Source organism: Streptomyces sp. Je 1-4 4N24, assembly GCF_026239515.1.
Lineage (GTDB): Bacteria > Actinomycetota > Actinomycetes > Streptomycetales > Streptomycetaceae > Streptomyces > Streptomyces nigrescens.
This window is the reverse complement of the sequence record NZ_CP110836.1, coordinates 8361044-8380578: the sequence shown is the minus strand read 5'-3', so window position 1 is coordinate 8380578 and position 19535 is coordinate 8361044. Positions and strand designations below refer to the sequence as shown.

Below are 19535 nucleotides of genomic sequence, written 5' to 3'. Positions count from 1 at the left end.
CGGGCACCTCCCCTGCCCCCAGGGGGCGGGCGCCTGATGGACCTCGAATTCACCGCCGCGGACGAGGAGTTCCGGGCCGAGGCACGCGCCTGGCTCGCCGGCCATGTACCCGCCACCCCGCTGCCGTCGCTGGAGACCGCGGAAGGATTCGCCGCGCACCGGGAGTGGGAGCACCGGCTCGCCGCGGACCGCTGGTCGGTCGTCACCTGGCCCGAGGAGTACGGCGGCCGGGGCGCCTCGCTCCTGCGGTGGCTGGTCTTCGAGGAGGAGTACTACGCCGCGGGCGCCCCCGGGCGGGTCAGCCAGAACGGCATCAGTCTGCTCGCCCCGACCCTCTTCGAGCACGGCACCGAGGAGCAACGCGCCCGCGTGCTCGGCCCCATGGCGCGCGGTGAGGTCATCTGGGCGCAGGCCTGGTCGGAGCCGGAGTCCGGGTCGGATCTGGCGTCGCTGCGCTCGGTCGCCGTACGGACCGACGGCGGATGGCTGCTGAGCGGGCAGAAGACCTGGTCGTCCCGGGCCGCTTTCGCCGACCGCGCCTTCGGGCTGTTCCGCAGCGATCCGGACGCCGCCCGGCCGCACCAGGGGCTCACCTATCTGATGTTCCCGCTGGACGCACCGGGTGTGACGGTACGCCCCATCGGCCGCCTCGACGGCAAGCCCGCCTTCGCCGAACTCTTCCTCGACGAGGTCTTCGTGCCCGACGCGGAGGTCATCGGCGAGCCGGGGCAGGGCTGGCGGATCGCGATGAGCACCGCCGGCAAGGAACGCGGGCTGACGCTGCGCAGTCCGGGCCGCTTCACCGCGGCCGCCGAGCGACTGACCGCACTGTGGCGCGAGACCCCCGAGGGGGCCGCTCCGGCCCTCGGCGACCGGGTGGCCGACGCATGGGTCGGCGCCCGCGCCTATCAGCTCTTCACCTACGCCCACGCCTCCCGGCTCGTCGCCGGTGAGGCGGGGGGCCTCGGCGCCGAGTCGAGCCTCAACAAGGTCTTCTGGTCCGAGCTGGACATCGCCCTGCACGAGACCGCCCTGGACCTGCTCGGCCCGTACGGGATGCTCGCCGATGACGCCGACGAGGCGCCCGCGCACGGGAGTTGGGCCGAGGGCTACACCTTCTCGCTCGCCGGGCCGATCTACGCCGGCACCAACGAGATCCAGCGCGACATCATCGCCGAGCGGCTGCTCGGCCTGCCGAAGGGACGCCGGTGATGCGGTTCCTCCTGACCGATGAGCAGCGGGAGTTCGCGCGGACGCTGGACGGCATGCTGGGGGCGTCCGGCACACCGGCCGTGGTGCGTGCCTGGGCGGCCGGGGAGCACAAGCCGGGCCGGGCGCTGTGGGCGCGGCTCGCGGAGGCGGGGGTGTTCGGGCTCGCCGTTCCGGAGCGGCACGGCGGGACGGGTCTGCTGCCGGTCGAACTGGCGCTTTCCTTCACTGAGTTGGGACGGCATGCCGTTCCGGGTCCCCTGGTGGAGACGGTGGCGGCGGCCGTGTTCCTGGAGCGTCTGGGATCAGACTCCCTGGCCGGGGAGTGGCTGCCGCGGATCGCCGCGGGCGAGGCCGTCCTCAGCCTGTGCGCCGGGGCGGGGCCGTACGCCCTGGACGCGGATGCCGCCGACGCCGTCCTCGTCGTACAGGGCGACACGGTGTGCCGGACGGACACCCACGGGCCGGTGCAGACCACCCTCGATCCGGCCCGGCGGGCGGCCCGCCCGCTCGGCGGCACGGTGGTGGCCCGGGGCCCCGCGGTGACCGCGGCCGCCGCGCACGCCGTCGAGGTCGCACGGCTGGCCACCGCCGCGCAGTCCCTCGGCCTCGGCCGCGCCCTGCTGGCGGCGACGGTGTCCTACGTCAAGCAGCGCACCCAGTTCCGGGTGGCCATCGGCTCGTTCCAGGCGGTCAAGCACCGGCTGGCGGACACCCTCATCGCGCTGGAGTTCGCCCAGCCGCTGGTGCATGCGGCGGCCCTGGCGGTGGCCGCGGGAGCCCCCTCGGCGGGCCGGGAGGTGGCGGCGGCGAAGGTCGCGGCGGGCGAGGCCGGCCATACCGCGGCGCGCACGGCACTCCAACTGCACGGCGCCCTCGGATACACGGAGGAACTGGACCTCTCGCTGTGGATCCGCAAGGCCCGCCCGCTCCGGGACGCCTGGGGCACCCCGGCCGACTGCCGGGCCCGGGTCCTCACGGGCTGACACCGCCCAGGAAGCGTCTGCCCTAGAAGCTGAAGGTCATAAAGGCCCCGTATCCACCGTCGGCCGCCTTGACGAAGAAGGGGACAAGGTCCTCGTAGGCGCGCTCGAGCCACTCCAGCTCGCCCTCGGCGTCGAAACTCCACATGTTGGGGTACACGCCCTCCTTCGTCATCTGCTCCGGGGCGTAGTGGGCCGCCAACTGCTCCCACGGGGTCGCCTGCAGTTGCCGGGCCACGCTCTCGATCTGCTCCGCAGACCATCCGAACAGGGAGCCGTCCTCCAGGATCGGGAACCCGTCCATCAGGAAGTCGAGCCGCACATCCGTCTCGTCGAGCAGGAACTGGAGGCCGGCCCATGCCTTGTCCGGGTCACCACAGGGACGGTCCGGCCTCGGGAAGTCATCGTCGGCGTAGAGCTCGAAGACGTATTCATTGGCCCAACTCGGATCCTTCTCCGCCCTGTCCAGCTCCTCCGTTGTCGCACTGATGAAGCCGATGCTCACGGCCATAAAGACAATCCCCCCTGGTCCACCGCTAGTTCGATCCGTTTCTCGAACGGTGACGGCGAGTGTTCCACAGGGCTCTGACAACGGCGCCGTCACCTCACTCGCCCCGCGGCGGCCCGCTCGGCGCACGCCCTACAGGCGCCGGCGGTCCCGCTCGTCCAGGTCGGCCAGCATGGCATCGGCCAGGTCCCGTTCGGAGGCGTAGTAGCGCTCCGACCACTTCAGGACGAGTGCGGGATAGGCCCAGGCCTCCTCGCCGCAGGCGTCCTCGACGTCCACCTCGGCGCGCTGCCGCATGGTCTCCGCGTACTCCCGGTGCCGGCCCAGCACCTCCCGCATCCGGTCGGTCTCCAGCAGATGGCCCAGCCACATCCGCAGCATCACGCCGTGTTTGAGGACGGGGGGCTCCACGGGCGCCTCGCGCGCCCAGTGACGGACCGCCGCCATCCCCGCGTCGGTGATCACATAGACCCGCTTGTCGCGGTTGCCGGTCTCCTGGGCGACCATCCGCGAGGTGAGGTAACCGACCTTCTCCAGACGCTTCAGCTCGCCGTAGATCTGGCTGAAGGAGGGGCTCCAGTAGAAGAGGCGCAGCGACCAGTCGGACCATTTCTTGAGGTCGTAGCCGGACAGCTCCTCACCGAAGGAGAGCAGCCCGAGCACCGCCCAACTGGTCGCCGGCAGCGCCGGTCGCTCGGCATCGCCGGTGTCCGCGGCGCCCGCCCTCATCTCCGTCACGTCGCGCATCCTACGGTCCGCGCCGGTCCCCCGCCCGGCCGCTCATCGCCAACTCCCGTCCTGCTCCTTGGCATTCCTGCTAGAGGTATGTCTGTTGGAAACACCTCCGGGAGGTGGGCTGGGCGCGGAGCGGGGCGTCGCCGGGCAGGAGACGTGTGAGTGGCGGGTGTCACTCGGCTCGGCGCCCCGGCAGAGGGCCTTCGAGGCGCGGCCGTTCGCGGAGTCCGGGGCTGCCCGGCGGCGGGTGCGGACCGGGACCCGCTGCCCAATAGTGGAAAGGTGAGCCCTCAGCAGGGAGCTTCTCCGGGGTCCGGGCCGCGGCGTTCGGCCGGCGGGCCCGTCAAGGCCAGGCTGCGCAGGCTGCGCTACCTGCTGGAGCACGGCAAACACGGACTGCAGGGGCACCGCACGGTGGTCGGCAACGCGGTCCGGGTGACGACCGCCTCCTGTGCCGCCTTCTATCTCTGCCGCTACGGGCTCGGCCTGACCGTCATGTCCGTCTACGCCACCTTCACCGTGGTGTCGCTCGGTGCGCTCGCCCGGATTCCCGGATCCGGGCGGCAGCGCGCCACGACCGTGCTCACCGCGATCCCCGCCGGGCTCGTGCTGGTCACGCTGGGCACGCTGCTCGCCGTCCAGACCTGGGCGGCCGTCGTCGGCATGCTCGTCATCGGCTTCGTGGTGGCGTACGCGGGCACCACCGGCCCGCGGATCGCCGGGGCGGCACCCGGGATGCAGCTGCTCTACATCCTGCCGTGTTTCCCGCCCTACGCCCCGGACTTCCTGGGCCAGCGGTTGTCCGGCTTCCTGCTGGGAGCGGTCCTGCTGGCACTGGCCCAGCGCTTCCTGATGCCCGAACCGGACACCCCGTCCTTCCGCCGGCTGCTGGCCGACGCCGCCGACGCGGCCGCGCGCCTGGCCGACCACCACGGCGGGCCCCCGCCCGTACAGGCGCTCGCCCAGGCGCACACTGCAGGGGAGGCGCTCCGTCCCACCTGTGTGCCGCCCGCCGACCGGCCCGCCTCCCCCACCCTGACGCACAAGGCCATGGCGCACGCCGCCGAAGCCGTCCGCACCCTGCTGGCCCGGCTGGACGACCTGCACACCGGGGCCGGGCCGCACCGGAAGTACCAGCCGGAGACGGTGGCGCTGCTCAAGGGCATCAGCGCCGCCGCCCGCGGGGCGGCGGACGCGCTGCGGCAGGGGAAGCGGCTGCGGCCCGGCGCGGGGCCGTCCGCCACGGCCCTCCAGGAAGAGCTGGCCCCGGTCCGCGCCCACCGGGCCGTGGACACCCTGGAACGGCTCGGTACCGACGAGCGGCTGGTCTATCTGCGCCGCCGGTCCCAGGTGGTGCAGGCCGCCGACTGCGCCGTCGTCCTCGTCCTGGCCACCCGGCTGATGCTCGGCGACCGTACCGTCGAACGGAACCCCGCCGGGCACACCTTCGCCTACGCGCGGGCCCGCTGGCCGGAGCTGTGGTGGCAGCGGCTGACCATGCACCTCACACCCCGCTCGGTGATCTTCCAGAACGCCTGCCGGTTCGCGCTCGGGCTGGCCGCGGCCCGGGCCACCGCCGGACTCCTCGACCTGCAGCACGGCTTCTGGGTCCTGCTCGCCACGCTCACCCTGACCCGTACGACCAGTCTGGAGACCTGGTCCGCGGTCCGGCAGGCGCTCACCGGCACGCTGGTCGGTGCGGTGCTGGCGGGCGGGATGCTGGCGCTGGTCCACGACCGGGACACGGTGTACGCCGTCGTGCTGCCGGTGGTCATGCTGGTGGCGTTCACCGCGGGGCCGTTGCGCGGGCTGGCCTGGGCGCAGGGCGGCTTCACCCTGGTCGTGGCCACGCTGTTCGCCCAGGTCTCCCCCGTCACCTGGCAGCTGGCCCCGGTCCGGCTGGTGGATGTGCTGGTCGGCAGCGTCATCGGGCTGGCCTGCGGGCTGGTGGCCTGGCCGCGGGGCGCGGGCAGCGAGGTGCGCAGAAGCATGGCGGGGCTGTGCTCGGCCATCGCCGACGCCATCGGGTACACCACCGCACGGGTCGTCGAACGCTCCGGCAGCACCGATACCTTCGCCCTCAACCGCGCCCTCGGCCTCGCGCAGGAGAGCCTGGCCCAGTACCAGTCCGAGCCACGGGAGGACTCCCCGCAGCCGGACTGGCCCGTGCTGCTGGTGGCCGGGAAGGACGCGCGGCGCGGAGAGCGGCTGCTGCCCGACCGCCCCGGCCGGATCGCCTCGCAGGACGTCGGCACCTGGCTGCGCCACGCCGCCGACCGCACGGCGGCCGACTACCGGTCCCTCGCCCGGCACCTCTGCACGGACCACGGTCCGCCTCAGGACCATCCGCAACCACTCGATATCCGCGCCCTGTTGGCGGTCACCCCGGCCATCTCACGCGACAGCCCCGACACGGAGGCCCGCGCGGTCTCCGCCGCGCTGCTCCTCGACTCGGTGATCTGGCTCGACGCCCTCACCGCCGATCTGACCCGTATCCACAAGGAGATGTGACGCCTCCGCCGCCCGCCCCGGGGACCACTTACGCCGCGGCTCTCCCGCGTCCGGTGCCGCGTGGGGCGCGGCGGGCCGGACGTATGGCGCGGGACGGGGCGTGCCCGGCTCCGGCTGCCCGGGTGCGGATGGAGTTGCGGGCCCTGATCCTGAAGCAGTGGAGTCGCGTACGACGTGTCGCGTCGCGTCTTCCGGGCACCCGGCAGGGCAGGAGCATCAGGCAACAGCACAAGGCACCCGACAAGGCAGCATGTCGCGGTACCGCCGTGACAGCGGAACGGACACACATGAGCAATGGATTCATGGGTCCGGAGGGTTACGGCCCGGACCCGTTCGGTGACTTCCTCGCGCGCTTCTTCGGTTCCGCGCGGTCCACGGGCGGTGAGCAGGGGCAGCCCATGCCCCGGCAGGCGGACATCGCGCGCATGATGAGCGCCACCGCCCGGGATCTGGTGACCTCCGCAGCCGCCTACGCCGCCGAGCACGGCAGTCCCGAGCTCGGCACCGAGCACCTCCTGCGGGCCGCCCTGGCGGCCGAACCGACCCGCAGCATGCTCCAGCACGCGGGGGCGGACCCCGATGCGCTGGCGGCCGAGATCGACCGCGCCGCCGGTTCGGGCCCGAAACAGGCCAGCGTCGCCGTGACGCCCGCGGTCAAGCGGGCTTTGCTGAGCGCGCACGAGCTGGCGCGGGACAACGGTGCCTCGTACATCGGCCCGGAGCATGTGCTCGACGCCCTGGCGGCCAATCCGGACTCGGCGGCGGGGCGCATTCTGAACCTCGCCCACTTCGAGCCGCAGGCCGCCCCGCAGGGCGGTCCCGGCGCCGCGCACCCGGGCACCGAGCACGGCGCCGCACCGAAGCACGACACCCCGACGCTCGACAAATACAGCCGCGATCTGACCGACCTGGGCCGCGCGGGCCGGATCGACCCGGTCATCGGCCGTGACGAGGAGATCGAGCAGACCATCGAGGTGCTCTCCCGCCGGGGGAAGAACAATCCGGTGCTGGTCGGCGACGCGGGGGTCGGAAAGACCGCGATCGTCGAGGGCCTGGCCCAGCGCCTCGCCGACGGGGACGTCCCCGACACCCTGGCAGGGCGTCGCGTCGTCGCGCTGGACCTGACGGCCGTCGTCGCCGGCACCCGCTACCGCGGCGACTTCGAGGAGCGGATGAACGCCATCATCGAGGAGGTCCGCGCGCACACCGACTCGCTGATCATCTTCATCGATGAGCTCCACACGGTCGTCGGGGCCGGCGGCGGCAGCGGGGACGGCGGTTCCCTGGAGGCGAGCAACATGCTCAAGCCCGCCCTCGCGCGCGGGGAGCTGCATGTCATCGGCGCCACCACCCTGGAGGAGTACCGGCGGCACATCGAGAAGGACGCCGCGCTCGCCCGTCGCTTCCAGCCCATCCTCGTGCCCGAACCGAGCGTCTCCGACACCGTGGAGATCCTGCGCGGACTGCAGGACCGCTACGAAGCGCATCACCAGGTGCGCTACACGAAGGAGGCGCTGCTGGCGGCGGTCGAGCTCTCGGACCGCTACATCGCCCACCGTTTCCTCCCCGACAAGGCGATCGACCTGATCGACCAGGCGGGCGCCCGGGTCCGGCTCCGTTCGGGCGCCAAGGCCACCGATGTACGCGATCTGGAACGCGAGGTGGAGCAGCTGGTCAGGGACAAGGACCAGGCGGTCGCCGCGGAGCAGTACGAACGGGCCACCGAGCTGCGGGACCGGATCGCCGACCTCGCCGCACGGATCGAGGCCGGCCAGGCCGAGCCGCCGAGCGACTGCCACATCGTGCAGGTCACCGCGGAGGACCTCGCGGAGATCGTGTCGCGGCAGACGGGCGTGCCCGTGAGCAGTCTGACCCAGGAGGAGAAGGAGCGGCTGCTCGGGCTGGAGGAGCGGCTGCACACCCGGGTGATCGGACAGGACGACGCGGTCACGGCCGTCTCCGACGCGATCCTGCGTTCGCGGGCCGGACTCTCCGACCCCGACCGCCCGATCGGCAGCTTCCTTTTCCTCGGCCCGACCGGTGTGGGCAAGACCGAACTGGCCCGCGCGCTGGCCGAGGCGCTGTTCGGCAGCGAGGAGCGCATGGTGCGGCTGGACATGAGTGAGTATCAGGAGCGGCACACCGTCAGCCGGCTGGTGGGTGCACCGCCGGGGTACGTCGGCCACGAGGATGCGGGCCAGCTGACCGAGGCGGTGCGCCACCACCCCTATTCGCTGCTGCTGCTCGACGAGGTGGAGAAGGCGCACCCCGATGTCTTCAACATGCTGCTGCAGGTCCTCGACGACGGGCATCTGACCGACTCCCAGGGCCGCACGGTCGACTTCAAGAACACCGTCATCGTGATGACCAGCAACCTCGGCTCCGATGCGCTCAGCGGCGGCCGGGGAGTGCTCGGTTTCGGCCCGGACATCTCGGGGGCGGAGGCCGGCGACGGCGCGCGGGAACGGGCGCTGAGCTCCTTGCGCGAACACTTCCGCCCGGAGTTCCTGAACCGGCTCGACGAGATCATCGTCTTCCGCCGGCTCACCGACGACCAGCTGCGTCAGATCACCGGGCTGCTGCTCGACGGGACCCGCCGCAGGCTGCATGCCCAGGACATCGCCGTGGACTTCTCCCCCGGTGCCGTGGACTGGCTCACCCACCGCGGCCACCAGCCCGAATACGGGGCCCGGCCGCTGCGGCGCACCATCCAGCGCGAGATCGACAACATGCTCTCGCGGCTGCTGCTCGACGGTGCGCTGTCGTCCGGTGACGAGGTGCGCGTAGAGGTGGAGAACAACGAGCTGGCGTTCCGTACCGGCAAGAGGGAACGGGAGTCCAGGTGAATGCGCTGGGCCCCCGTGAGACGTCGCAGGGGCGTCATGAGTCGCCGGAAGAGCGTGCCGACCGGCGGTGGAACGACCTGCTGCAGGAGGTGCGGGTCATACAGACCGGTGTGCAGATCCTCTTCGGGTTTCTGCTCACCGTCGTCTTCACCCCGCGCTTCGCCACGCTCGGACAGACCGACCGGACCATCTACGTGGTGACGGTCCTGCTGGGGGCGGCCACGACCGGCGCGCTGATCGGGACGGTGACCTTCCACCGGCTGGTCACCGGTCACCGGTTGAAGCCGGAGACGGTGCTCTGGGCCGGGCGCCTGTCCATGGTCGGGATCGTGCTCCTCCTGGCGACGGTCGCCTCCGCCCTGCTGCTGATCCTGCGCATCGCGATGGACGACTCCGCCGTCCCCTGGATCGTCAGCGGGCTCGTCGCCTGGTTCATGCTCTGCTGGTTCGCGCTGCCCACCTGGGTGCTGCACCGGTACTCGGCCAGGGAATGAGCGCCCGGTGCGGCCCCGATGGGGGCACGGTGGTCCAGGGGCGGAACCCGCCCGGCGGGAGGCCGAGAACGCCAATGCCGGGCCGGCGGGTAGTTCCTGACCACATGGCACCGTACGGAGGGCAGCCCGCCGGGTAATACGGCGGCCCGCGCCCCTGACGCACCCGCCAAGGGCGCGGGCCGGGACCCTGACCTGGGTTCCCGGCCCGCGCCCTTGGCGGCCGCTGTGCCGTCGGCGGTTACGCGGCGGCCGTACGCATACGGCGCGGGCGGTAGAGCAGCGCCGCCCCCGCGAACCCGGCGCTGACGATCGCCAGCCCCACCGCGAGCAGTTCGGGCCACATGCCGGTGTCGCCCAAGCCGCTGCCCAGCGGGGCGAAGACCCCGGCCCGGGACAGGGCGTGCAGCGCGATGATGATCATCGCCGCGGCGGCGCTCACCGTCCAGACCAGGGCGGTGTCGTGCATCGCCAGCCAGCCGGCCAGCAGCAGGTAGACGATGGCGATGGCCATCGAGAGCCCGGCGGCCGCCTGGGCGCCCTGCAGGTGCGAGGTGTTCACCGGCAGATGGCTCAGCCCGCACAGTGCGAGTGCCAGGGCCGCGGGCCAGCGCAGTACGGACCGCAGCACGCCGGGGACCGCGTAGCCCGGCTGGCGGGGCGCCTCGTCCGCGGGCGCCCAGCGCGGACCGCCCTGCGGCATGGCGCCGGCGGGCCGCTGGGCCCAGGGGGGACGGCTGGGCTGCTGGTGCATCGCGGACTCGTTGTGCGCGGTGTACATCGGCTGCCCGTCGCGGCCCAGAGGGCGGACATCGGGGTCGAGGACGTGCATGGACGCGGTGCGCTCCGGTTCGACGGGGTCAACGGGACCGCCTTGGCCGCCGGGACCGCCGTATCCGCCGGGGCCGGGCGGGAAGTGATCCATGAGGCCGTGGGCCTCGGCACCGCCGCCGTTCGTCCGGTCGAACAGCTCGATCAGCTGCGCCACCTCCTCCACGGACCGGTCGACGGCCACCGCGCACAGTGCGTCATGGCTCGATTCCGCGGTGTGCGGGGTGGCGCTGAGCATGTCGAAGAGCGCAGCGACCTCGCTCACCGGACGGGCAACGACCGCCATGCGCAGGGCTTCGTCGCCGGGGTTGGGAACGTCGCCACTGCGCTTGAGCCGTTCTACAAGAGCAGCGACTTCCTCCAAGGGCCGATGGGTGACTGCCTCCCACAGAAGTGTGCGGGCCGAGTTTTTCTCAGGGGTCATGGGCGGAAAGTGCTCGCCGGGTTCTGTCGAGGACAGTTCGGCGTCGCCCCCACAAAGAGCTGGTTCGGATGACATGGAGGGACTCCACTGAACGAGGGGAGCGTCAAACACCAGAAGCGCTGACACTCGGCGGACTTTGAGCGTGCTGTGCTTCAGCCAACGTCCCTACGGGCCGCCCTCGCCATTCAGGAAGGCCATCCGGTGGAGACACGCCGGTATACCCGGGCGTGCCGCGGCCGGCGGTCACGCTCCGGCCGGACCGGTCCGGTTCCGCACCCCCGGATAAAAGGGCGCGCGCGATGCCTTTTCCGCTCCGGGAATTACGCCCGGACACCCACCCGTACGGAGCGTGACGCCCGAGTGCCAAGGGCCGTCGACCCTGATTAGCTGGTAAATGCAGCTCTCCCCACACCGTTCAAGGACAGATCATGAGCGCATCAGGAGAATCACGCGCACGCATCCAGCAGATGCGGGACAAGGCCCAGGAACTGCAGGCGGCCGCGGAGCGGACCAGCGACCCGGAGGAGCGGAAGCGGCTTCAGGAGAAGGCGCGCAGGCTCCGGTCCCAGAGCGAGCAGGAAAGCGGTATGGCCAGCGGAGACATCTACCCTGCCGACTGAGGCCCCGGCAAACGGGATCTGGCCCCGTGGCCCGCCGGCGTCCGAAGGCGGCGCCGCGCCCCACCGTCTGAACGGTCCCGCCGCAGACGGAGCGGCGCCGAGGCGCGCGGCTGTTCGAGTGGCTTCGAGGTGGGCACCGATCGGCGCTCCGCACCACCGGGAAGCGCTAATCCCATGATCCCATCAGACTCCCCGCGGGCCGCCGGCGCGACGGCCGGGACCGCTTCCCGGCCGCCCTTGGTGGACCGTGCGGGCTATGACGAGCACTTCCTCGGGGTTCGGGTACCGCTGCCGCTGCCCAGCCGTCCCGAGGTGGAGACGGTGGTGCTGCCCTACACCCACTTCACCGTGGTGCTGCGCCCGGACCGGCGGATGGCGGTGGCCACCGCGGTCTGCATCGACGGTCAGCGCCTGCTGGAGAACGTGCCACGGGAGAGCAGCTGGCAGTTCGATCCGCGGCTGGACAGGGCCCACCAGACGGGCAATGACGTGTACCGCGACAACTCCCTGGACAGGGGACATCTGGTGCGCCGGCTCGACCCCGTGTGGGGTACGGCCGCGGAGGCGAACCAGGCCAATGAGGACACCTTTCACTACACCAATGCCGCCCCGCAGGCTGATGTCTTCAACCAGGGCAAGCAGCTGTGGCAGGGGCTGGAGAACTATCTGCTCGACCACGCCGCCGACTTCGACCGCAAGCTTGCCGTCCTCACCGGACCCGTACTGCACGACTCCGACCCGCCGTACCGGGGCGTACAAGTGCCGCTGCGCTTCTGGAAGGTGGCGGCCTTCCTCCAGGACGGCGCGCTGGCGGCGACGGCGTACGTCCTCGACCAGAGCCCCGATCTGACCCGGGACGCCGAGCGGGCCCTGGCCGGTGCACAGGCGGGCGCGCCGCCGCCGCTGGGTGCGTTCCGGACGTACCAGGTGCCGGTCAAGGATGTCGCCGAGCTGACCTCGCTGGACCTGGGGCCGCTGCCCGCCGTCGATCTGATGCCCGTCGTCCTCGCCCCGGCCGAGCGCTGGCAGCGGCTCGCGTCGTACGACGACATCATGCTGCAGCGCGGCTGAGGCCGGGAGGCGCGAGCAATGCAACCCAGGGTCGTCTATGTCCACGGAAACGGGAACAAGGTCCGCTCGGAGCTGCTCAAGTCCCAGTGGGACACCGCGCTGTTCGGCCGGGACATGGCCGGGGCGTCGCGGATGGCGTACTGGGCCCCGGTGCGGTATCCGGCTCCGCTCCCCGATTTCCGGCCGGATCCGCTGGACGGCCGGACGGAGCTGATCGAGGAGATGCCGGCCGCCGCGGACCGGGCCGGGGCGGAGCCGCCGGAGGACTTCGTGGCGCGGACGCTGGGTGAAGCGCGGCTCGAAGCCGGTGAGATCGCGCTGGAGGGGCGGGCCGGGGCCGATGAGAGCGCGCTGGTCGACTGGCTGCGGGACATGACGTATCTCGCGGACACGCTGGCACAGGCCGGGGAGGACGAGGAGCCCGGTGCGGAGCTGCCGCTGGAGGCGCTGCCGATGCCCCGGTCCGGCCGTATGGCGGTGTTCCGGCTGCTGGTCAAGCACGCCTTCAAGGACGTGCACGCCTATTTCTTCGGCGGGGCGGGGCCGGCGATGCGCGAGGTGGTCAAGGAGACGCTGGCGGGCGTGGACGGCGGCCCGCTGGTGGTGGTCGGCCACAGCCTGGGCACGATCATCGCCTACGAGGTGCTGATGGAGCAGGGCCGGGAGGTGGAGCTGCTGGTCACCGTCGGATCGCCGCTGGCGATCTCCGAGGTGCAGGACCATCTGGCGCGGCCGCCGGCGGTCCCGGCCGGGGTGGCGGCCTGGCGCAACGCCTCGGACCTGCGGGACCTGGTGGCTCTCGACCACACTCTGCGGCCCGAGTACGCCCCGCAGGAACGGGTCACCGATCTGCTGGTCACGAATGACAGCAGCAATCACCACGGCATCAGCGAATATCTCTCGCAGCACGAGGTCAGGACACCGGTTCAGCGGATCTTCGACGGTGGCGGGTAGGTGCGGCATGCCGTTGACGGAAACGGAGTGGGACCTGGTCACCACGTGGGTGCGCAACTATCTGCTCGACACCACCGATCCGCATACACAGCTCGCCCAGTACGGATTCCCGCCGGAATTCATCGGCGCGCTGCGGCTGACGCATCTCAGCACGGACAATGCCCGCACGCTCGTGCACCAGTCACGCACCGATATCCAGCGGCAGCTGCGACTCGTCGAGGCCGTCACCACGATCGACCGGCTGGCCGTGCTTCCGGACATCGTGAAGGCCCAGGAATTCCTGGCCCGGCTGCGGGAGGACTTCCGCGCCCACGCCGCACGGGACAATTTCCGCACCTGTGTCCTGAAGAACGGCACCGAGGCCTTCATCGGCCGCCAGGATCTGCGGGAGACCCTGCGCCGGTTCGTCGCGGACCCCCATACGTTCATTCTGCTGGTCGACGGCGAGCCGGGCAGCGGCAGGTCGTACACCTACAACTTCCTTCGCCATATCGGGCAGCACAGCGGATTCCGTCCGGTGCGCGTCACCCTGTCGCACACCGCGACCGCCGCCAAGGTCGTCCGTCGGCTGGCCGACTTCGTCGCCGATCCGCAGGAGGGCGCCGCACCGCTGAACCCCACGGAACTCAACGACCTGCTGCCGTCGATCGACGAGGCTGCGCACTGGGTGGCCGGCCGGGCCACCGCCGTCGAGGAGCGCTTCTGGCTGGTCCTCGACGAATGCGACAAGCTCGATCCCAGCTCCGATGTGTGGGACTTCATCGGACAGCTCGGCATGGCCATCTACGAGCACGCCGCCGTCCGCGGAGACCAGGCGCCCCGCCTGGTGCTCCTCGGGTACGGGCGCTCGATGCGTCAACTCCCCTACGACCTGCGGGGAAACCTGGCCTGGGACACCGCGCGGATCGCCGAACCCGACGATCTGCGCACCTTCTTCGACCAGGCCTTCCACGAGTCGCCACCGGAGGCCCTCGGTACGGGGCAGCTCCGGGAATCCGTCATCACCACGCTCGTGGACGCGGCCGTGCACGAGGTGCTCCAGGCCACCGAGGCGAACGGTGGGGACCGCGAGAGCTATATGCGGAAACTCTGCACGGCAGCGGAGGGGGCCATCCGTGTCTACCAGTCCCTCTGACCGCCCCCCGATGGACCCCTCCGCGGCACGGGAGTTGTTCGTCGCCCGCTTACGCGCGGAGCTGCACACGGGTGAGGAGCGGCCCCAGGAGGTCTCCGACGCCCGCCGGGCCTACCGGGAGGCGGCCTGTCTGCTGAGCCGTTTCGATCCACAGCGGCTCCGGCTGCCCGGTGAGGAGGCCCCGACCGGCGGCGCGGTCCTGGAACTGGTCGACGACTGCACGACCATGGGGATGCAGGACCAGGGCGGGTGGTCCCTCAAGTCCGATGTGCGGGACCGGACGCTGCGCGGGCTGGCGGGGCCCGGGGCCGCCCGGCGCGTCCTGGAGTGCCATCTCGACCAGCTTCCGGCCGAACCGGGTCCGGAACGCTTCTGTCTGGCCTATCTCTCCGGCCTCCCCCCGGCGACGGACGGGCTGACCACCGACGAACTGGCCGACGCCCTCCAGGCGGTGCTGTGGCTCTCGCGGGTACCGGGCACGACCGGGCTGCCGGACACCGCGGAGCTGCAGCTCACCCTGGAGCGGGCCAGGCTGCTCGATCCCCTGGAGCGCCTCGTACGGTGGCCGTTCCAGGGGCGCAGGCGTGAACTCGAGGAGCTACGGGACTATGTCCTCCTGCCCGGCGGCTCCCCGGCGGCCGGAGCACAGCCGGACGGTCATCCGCAGCGCCCGGCGCTGGTCCCCCCGCTGGTCGTGCACGGTCCCGGCGGGATGGGCAAGACCACCCTCCTCGCCAAGTTCGTGCTCGACAGCATCCACCACCCGGCCGGCTGCTTCCCCTTCGCCTATATCGACTTCGAGCGGCCCACCCTCTCGATCCAGGAACCGGTCACGCTGATCGCCGAGGCGGCCCGGCAGCTCGGCATCCAGTTCCCAACGCACCGCGCCGAGCTCGACGCGCTGGCACACGAGTGCCAGCAGGCGGCCCGCAGCCAGCGGGAGGGGCAGGAGCGGGTGAGCCAGCTGCATGAACTCGCCACCACACGGGCCGTGCTGGGGCGCCGCTCCTCGCAGGAGTTCCAGTCGCTGGCCGCCGGACGGGAGACCGATCTGATCCGCCGGCTCGCCGATGTCCTGCGGCGGGCGGTGGCGGACCGGAAGGACGGGGAGCACCCGGAGGACCCGCCGTTCGCGCTGGTCGTCGACTCGTTCGAGGAGGCGCAGTACCGCGGATCGCCGGTGGTGGGGCGGATGGTGGCGATCTATCTCTCGTTCCAGAGCATCTACCCGCGGATGCGGCTCATCGTCTCCGGGCGGGCGCCGGTCGAGCATCCGGCGAAGCCCGTCAAATCACTCGACATCGAACTCGGTGAACTCGATCCGGAGGCGGCCGTCAGCCTGCTGACGTCCTGCGGGGTCAAGGACCCCGAGGTGGCACGGGCGCTGGCGGACCGGGTCGGCGGCCATCCGCTCAGTCTGAAACTGGCCGCACGGGCCGCCACGCTTGCGGGACTGGATGCCGAAGGGACCTGCGAGCTGATCCGCAGCCTGCCCGAACGCCGCCATCAGGTCTTCCGCCGGGTCGACCAGTTGCTGGTCCAGGGGATCCTCTACGAGCGCATCCTCAGCCATATCGGCAACGAGGAGGTACGCCGGCTCGCCCACCCCGGGCTGGTGCTCCGGGTCATCACCCCGGAGATCATCCAGGAGGTGCTCGCCGGGCCCTGCGGGCTGCACGTGGCGACGCCGGACCAGGCCGGTGCGCTCTTCGAGGAGCTCAGCCGTCTGGACATGGTCGAGCCGGTCCGCCCGGACGCCGTGCGCTACCGCAGCGATGTCCGCGCCATCATGCTGCGGCTGCCGGGCGGCGACCGCACCGCCGTGATGCGCGCCGTCGAGCGGCGCGCGGTCGAGCACTACGCCGCGCGCGACGGCCTGGAGGCCCGGGCCGAGGAGATCTACCACCGGCTGCGGCTCGACGAGAACCCGCGCTCGGTGGAGGAACGGTGGCTGCCGGGCGTCGAGCGGTTCCTGGTCGGGGCGCAGCAGGACATGACGCCGAGGGCCGCGGGCCTGCTGACGGCCCGGCTCGGCGGCGGGACTCCCGATCAGATCGCGGCGGGCGCCGACCAGGAGGACTGGGAGCGGATCGCGGCCCGCGAGGTGGAGGACCTGCTCTCCCAGGGCTACGCCCAGGCGGCCTTCGAACGGCTCGGCAGACGGCAGCCCTGGACACCCTGCAGCCCCCTGCACGCCCTGCACGCCGAGGCCCTCAACCGGCTCGGGCGGCGGGAGGAGGCCCGCCGGGCCACGGCGGACGCCATCGACGCGACGGAGCGCGCGGGCTGCGGGGAGCGCCGGCTGGAGCTGCTGCTGCTCTCCGCCCGGCTCTCGGAGGAGGCCGGCGACCTGGCGAGTGCGGACCGGGCGCTGCGGGTGGCGGAGGATGTCGCGGTCGGTCTGGGGCAGGACCTCGAAGCGATGGGCGCGCTGCTGGCCCGCGCCCGGCTGACGGCGGGCGCCGACGGCGCCGACCCGGAGGCGGACCAGCAACTCGCCGAGCGGCTGCGGATGTTGCCCGATGCCGTGCTCGCCGACCAGCCGGTGCTGGTCCGCGCGGTCGCCTCGCAGATCTACGACCGGGCCCCCGGCGCGCTCGACCATGCGCTGGAGGTGGTGGGGCTGCCGGCCGACGACGAGACGCTGGACACCCTGGGAGCGGCGATGCGCCGCGCGACCAGCCGGCAACCGGCGCTGCTGGGCCGGGTGATGGGGATCCTGAACGAGGCCGCGGGACCGTCCCGGCAGCCGGCCGGCGGCGCGCCGACCGGTATCGCCGGGATCCTGCGGCTGGCCCGGGACCGCGGCACCCTTGGCACCCTCGCCCGGCGGCTGCTGGCCGTACCCGACAAGAGCGGGGAGATCGTCGCCGGGGTGGCCGCGGCCATGGGCGTGGGCACCGGGGCCCGTTCGGCGGCCCACGCGGCCTCCGGGCCGGAACGCGAGAACCGTACGCCGGAGGAAGGGAGCGGCCCCGCGGGGCCCGATGACCGATGACCGCCTATCTCTCACCCGACGAGATCCGCCAGGTGCTGGACGCCTCGGTGGAGACCGGACTGGCCGACCCCACCGTCCGGCCGCTGCTGCTCGACGGCATCATGCCCCGGTACCGCAGCACGCTGCCGCTCCATCCGGCGCCCGGACGGCAGGCGCACTCCGACCTGAACGAGATGAACCGGGTGGAGCGGCTGGTGGACGGCTCGGTGCCGCTGGAGATCTGGCTGCGCAACGCCGTCGCCGAGACCACCGAGGCCGGGCCGCTCACCGTGTTCCAGAAGGCCCTGGACGAGGTGGCACGGAAGGCGGGCGGTGAGCCGGATGTGCTGGCCGGGCTGCCCTCCCCCGCCGCGGAGCTCAAGGAACAGATCGTCCACCGCGACGACACGGTGCCGATCGGCTTCCTGCGCGGGGGTGAGCTGGCGGGCGGCGCGGTGGCCCGGCTCAAGGTGCCGCCGTACCAAGGGGGCGCTCCGCTGCAGCCGAACGGTTTCCCGCACTCCGGTACGGGGTGGCTGATCGCTCCGGACCTGCTGGTCACCAACCACCATGTGGTCAACGCCAGGACCGGGACCGGGGAGGGGCGGCCGGTGGCCGACGCCGAGGACCTGGGCCTCCAGGCCCGGCACACCCTCGCCCGGTTCGACTTCGACACCGATGAGGTGGAGACGGCGGAGGCCACCGTCAGCGAACTCGTCGCCGCGGACGCGGCGCTCGACTATGCGGTGCTGCGGCTGGCCGCCGAGCCGGCGCGGCCGGTGCTGAGGCTGGCGGCGGAACCGCTGAAGGTCGCCGGCGGCGACTATGTGGCCGTCAACATCATCCAGCACCCAGGGGGCCAGCCGAAGCGGGTCGCGCTGCGCAACAACCTCGTCTACGAGGCGGACGAGAACGATGTCCGCTACTTCACCGACACCCGCGGCGGGTCGTCGGGGTCGCCGGTGTTCACGGACGACTGGAAGGTGGTGGCGCTCCACCGGGGGACGCGACGGGTGGAGAACGTGCTGTTCCAGGGCAAGACGACGGCCTTCGTCAATGTCGGCACCCAGATGCGCAGCATCATGCGCCATCTGCAGACCAGCAGCCCCGGTGTCCATGCCGAGATCGAGACGGCACAACAGGCCGCCCAGCGCGGCTGAGGAGGCGAGATGCACAGTCGGCGCAGATCACCGGTGGCGGCCGGTCCCGAGCAGGTCTTCTCGGATCTGCGGGAGGTCGCGGCGCGGGTGAAGGACGGGCTGTCCTGGGAGATCCCCGAATCCCTGGAGGAACTGCCCGCCGAGGAGCTGCCCGCCGGGCAGATCGCGCAGTTCGCCCGGCAGGAGCGGACCCGGGTGCTGTCGGCGGGCGTCAGCGGTCTGGAGAAGCTCGCCGAGGGGCGCGCGGACGAGATCGACGACGACGAGTCCTTCGGCATGGAAGCCATCGTGCTGCTCGAAGGCCGCCCCGCCATCCTCGTCCAGAACCATGACTTCGCGCCGCAGCAGGGCGACTGGGCGGTGCTGGACGGCCACCGGGCGGCGATCCGTGCGTCGCTCTCCCGGGTGGGGCGGGTCGAGCTGTCCGGGCATCTGAGCCTGGACTGGCTGGGCACGGCGTTCCTGGTCGGCCCGGACGTGGTGATGACGAACCGTCATGTGGCGGCGGAGTTCGCCCGTGGTGACAGCACCGGCTGGACCTTTCAGCAGGGCATCGGCGCCCGGCTCGACATGGGCGAGGAGTACGGCGGCGAGGCGGTCGGCGGCCCCGCCTATGACGTCGTCGAGGTGCTGGGCATCCACGAGGACGTGGACCTGGCCCTGCTGCGGGTCGCGCCGCCGGCCGGTGGCGGGGCGCTGCCCGCTCCGCTGGCCGTGGCCGCGGACGCGCCCGCCGACCTGCCCGGACGCCCGGTGTACTGCGTCGGCTATCCCGCGTACGACGGCCGGCGCAACGAGCCGGAGTCGATGCGCCGGATCTTCATGGACATCTACAACGTCAAGCGGCTGCAGCCCGGCACCGCCACGGAGCTGGTGCCGGACCAAAACGTCATCAAGCACGACTGTTCCACGCTCGGCGGCAACAGCGGCTCACCCGTCATCGACCTCACCGACCACCGGGTCCTGGGCCTGCATTTCGGCGGCCGCTACGGCTTCGGCAACTTCGCCGTGCCGCTGTGGCAGCTGGTGGACGATCCGCTGCTGGGCCGGGCGGAGATCAACTTCGTCTGAGCCGCCGCG

General features: G+C 72.0%; 15 protein-coding genes. 12 read left to right on the top strand and 3 right to left on the bottom strand.

The annotated features are described in order from the left end of the window. Positions 1 to 36: 36 nt before the first annotated feature. Together SLV14N_RS36330 and SLV14N_RS36325 are read left to right on the top strand one after the other, a co-directional pair. Positions 37 to 1212, top strand: coding sequence for an acyl-CoA dehydrogenase family protein (locus SLV14N_RS36330; protein ID WP_208686983.1), 1176 nt, complete (start codon positions 37 to 39; stop codon positions 1210 to 1212). After that, positions 1212 to 2195: an acyl-CoA dehydrogenase family protein gene (locus tag SLV14N_RS36325; RefSeq protein ID WP_208686981.1), complete on the top strand. Its 984-nt coding sequence runs from the start codon at positions 1212 to 1214 to the stop codon at positions 2193 to 2195. The genes SLV14N_RS36330 and SLV14N_RS36325 overlap by 1 nt, the downstream gene beginning before the upstream one ends. Positions 2196 to 2217: 22 nt before the next feature. Here SLV14N_RS36325 and SLV14N_RS36320 read toward each other — a convergent pair whose 3' ends face one another. Both SLV14N_RS36320 and SLV14N_RS36315 read right to left on the bottom strand, forming a co-directional pair. Beyond that, positions 2218 to 2703, bottom strand: coding sequence for a YfbM family protein (locus tag SLV14N_RS36320; RefSeq protein WP_208686979.1), 486 nt, complete (start codon positions 2701 to 2703; stop codon positions 2218 to 2220). A gap of 129 nt (positions 2704 to 2832) precedes the next feature. Continuing rightward, positions 2833 to 3429, bottom strand: a complete 597-nt coding sequence (locus SLV14N_RS36315; RefSeq protein WP_208688274.1) for a PadR family transcriptional regulator — start codon at positions 3427 to 3429, stop codon at positions 2833 to 2835. 288 nt (positions 3430 to 3717) lie between these two features. Here SLV14N_RS36315 and SLV14N_RS36310 point away from each other — a divergent pair, with 288 nt between their 5' ends. From SLV14N_RS36310 to SLV14N_RS36300, 3 genes are all read left to right on the top strand, one after another. Next, complete coding sequence (locus SLV14N_RS36310; protein ID WP_208686977.1) at positions 3718 to 5946, top strand: FUSC family protein; 2229 nt, start codon at positions 3718 to 3720, stop codon at positions 5944 to 5946. A 287-nt stretch (positions 5947 to 6233) separates the two neighbouring features. Continuing rightward, on the top strand, positions 6234 to 8792 hold the full coding sequence (locus SLV14N_RS36305) for an ATP-dependent Clp protease ATP-binding subunit (RefSeq protein WP_208686975.1): 2559 nt from the start codon (positions 6234 to 6236) through the stop codon (positions 8790 to 8792). Beyond that, entirely contained in the window at positions 8789 to 9286 is a 498-nt protein-coding gene (locus tag SLV14N_RS36300) for a DUF6328 family protein (RefSeq protein ID WP_208686973.1), read from the top strand. The genes SLV14N_RS36305 and SLV14N_RS36300 overlap by 4 nt, the downstream gene beginning before the upstream one ends. A gap of 238 nt (positions 9287 to 9524) precedes the next feature. Here the strand turns inward: SLV14N_RS36300 and SLV14N_RS36295 are convergent, their stop codons facing one another. Beyond that, positions 9525 to 10538, bottom strand: a complete 1014-nt coding sequence (locus SLV14N_RS36295) for a hypothetical protein (RefSeq protein ID WP_263272647.1) — start codon at positions 10536 to 10538, stop codon at positions 9525 to 9527. A 428-nt stretch (positions 10539 to 10966) separates the two neighbouring features. Here SLV14N_RS36295 and SLV14N_RS36290 point away from each other — a divergent pair, with 428 nt between their 5' ends. The 7 genes from SLV14N_RS36290 (at position 10967) to SLV14N_RS36260 (ending at position 19526) form a co-directional block, all read left to right on the top strand. Next, positions 10967 to 11158 carry a DUF6381 family protein gene (locus SLV14N_RS36290; RefSeq protein ID WP_263272646.1) on the top strand — a complete coding sequence of 64 codons (192 nt, stop codon included), beginning with the start codon at positions 10967 to 10969 and terminating at the stop codon, positions 11156 to 11158. Between the two features lie 174 nt (positions 11159 to 11332). Next, positions 11333 to 12229 carry a DNA/RNA non-specific endonuclease gene (locus tag SLV14N_RS36285; RefSeq protein ID WP_263272645.1) on the top strand — a complete coding sequence of 299 codons (897 nt, stop codon included), beginning with the start codon at positions 11333 to 11335 and terminating at the stop codon, positions 12227 to 12229. Positions 12230 to 12247: 18 nt separating this feature from the next. Beyond that, a complete protein-coding gene (locus SLV14N_RS36280; RefSeq protein ID WP_263272644.1) occupies positions 12248 to 13183 on the top strand; it encodes an alpha/beta fold hydrolase in 936 nt (311 codons plus the stop codon). Between the two features lie 7 nt (positions 13184 to 13190). Then, on the top strand, positions 13191 to 14318 hold the full coding sequence (locus SLV14N_RS36275) for a hypothetical protein (protein WP_208686963.1): 1128 nt from the start codon (positions 13191 to 13193) through the stop codon (positions 14316 to 14318). A 10-nt stretch (positions 14319 to 14328) separates the two neighbouring features. Then, positions 14329 to 17316: an AAA family ATPase gene (locus SLV14N_RS36270; protein WP_208686961.1), complete on the top strand. Its 2988-nt coding sequence runs from the start codon at positions 14329 to 14331 to the stop codon at positions 17314 to 17316. Continuing rightward, positions 17313 to 18455 (top strand): serine protease, encoded by a 1143-nt coding sequence (locus tag SLV14N_RS36265; protein WP_263272643.1) that lies wholly within the window; start codon positions 17313 to 17315, stop codon positions 18453 to 18455. Before SLV14N_RS36270 ends, SLV14N_RS36265 begins: the two co-directional genes overlap by 4 nt. Positions 18456 to 18464: 9 nt before the next feature. Next, positions 18465 to 19526 carry a serine protease gene (locus SLV14N_RS36260; RefSeq protein WP_263272642.1) on the top strand — a complete coding sequence of 354 codons (1062 nt, stop codon included), beginning with the start codon at positions 18465 to 18467 and terminating at the stop codon, positions 19524 to 19526. Positions 19527 to 19535 lie beyond the last annotated feature (9 nt).

Bases quoted from the DNA above. Each gene is read 5' to 3' on its own strand.
- SLV14N_RS36330 (WP_208686983.1), top strand. From the start codon at position 37: ATGGACCTCGAATTCACCGCCGCGGACGAGGAGTTCCGGGCCGAGGCA.
- SLV14N_RS36325 (WP_208686981.1), top strand. From the start codon at position 1,212: ATGCGGTTCCTCCTGACCGATGAGCAGCGGGAGTTCGCGCGGACGCTG.
- SLV14N_RS36320 (WP_208686979.1), bottom strand. From the start codon at position 2,703: ATGGCCGTGAGCATCGGCTTCATCAGTGCGACAACGGAGGAGCTGGAC.
- SLV14N_RS36315 (WP_208688274.1), bottom strand. From the start codon at position 3,429: ATGAGGGCGGGCGCCGCGGACACCGGCGATGCCGAGCGACCGGCGCTG.
- SLV14N_RS36305 (WP_208686975.1), top strand. From the start codon at position 6,234: ATGAGCAATGGATTCATGGGTCCGGAGGGTTACGGCCCGGACCCGTTC.
- SLV14N_RS36295 (WP_263272647.1), bottom strand. From the start codon at position 10,538: ATGACCCCTGAGAAAAACTCGGCCCGCACACTTCTGTGGGAGGCAGTC.
- SLV14N_RS36290 (WP_263272646.1), top strand. From the start codon at position 10,967: ATGAGCGCATCAGGAGAATCACGCGCACGCATCCAGCAGATGCGGGAC.
- SLV14N_RS36285 (WP_263272645.1), top strand. From the start codon at position 11,333: ATGATCCCATCAGACTCCCCGCGGGCCGCCGGCGCGACGGCCGGGACC.
- SLV14N_RS36280 (WP_263272644.1), top strand. From the start codon at position 12,248: ATGCAACCCAGGGTCGTCTATGTCCACGGAAACGGGAACAAGGTCCGC.
- SLV14N_RS36275 (WP_208686963.1), top strand. From the start codon at position 13,191: ATGCCGTTGACGGAAACGGAGTGGGACCTGGTCACCACGTGGGTGCGC.
- SLV14N_RS36270 (WP_208686961.1), top strand. From the start codon at position 14,329: ATGGACCCCTCCGCGGCACGGGAGTTGTTCGTCGCCCGCTTACGCGCG.
- SLV14N_RS36265 (WP_263272643.1), top strand. From the start codon at position 17,313: ATGACCGCCTATCTCTCACCCGACGAGATCCGCCAGGTGCTGGACGCC.
- SLV14N_RS36260 (WP_263272642.1), top strand. From the start codon at position 18,465: ATGCACAGTCGGCGCAGATCACCGGTGGCGGCCGGTCCCGAGCAGGTC.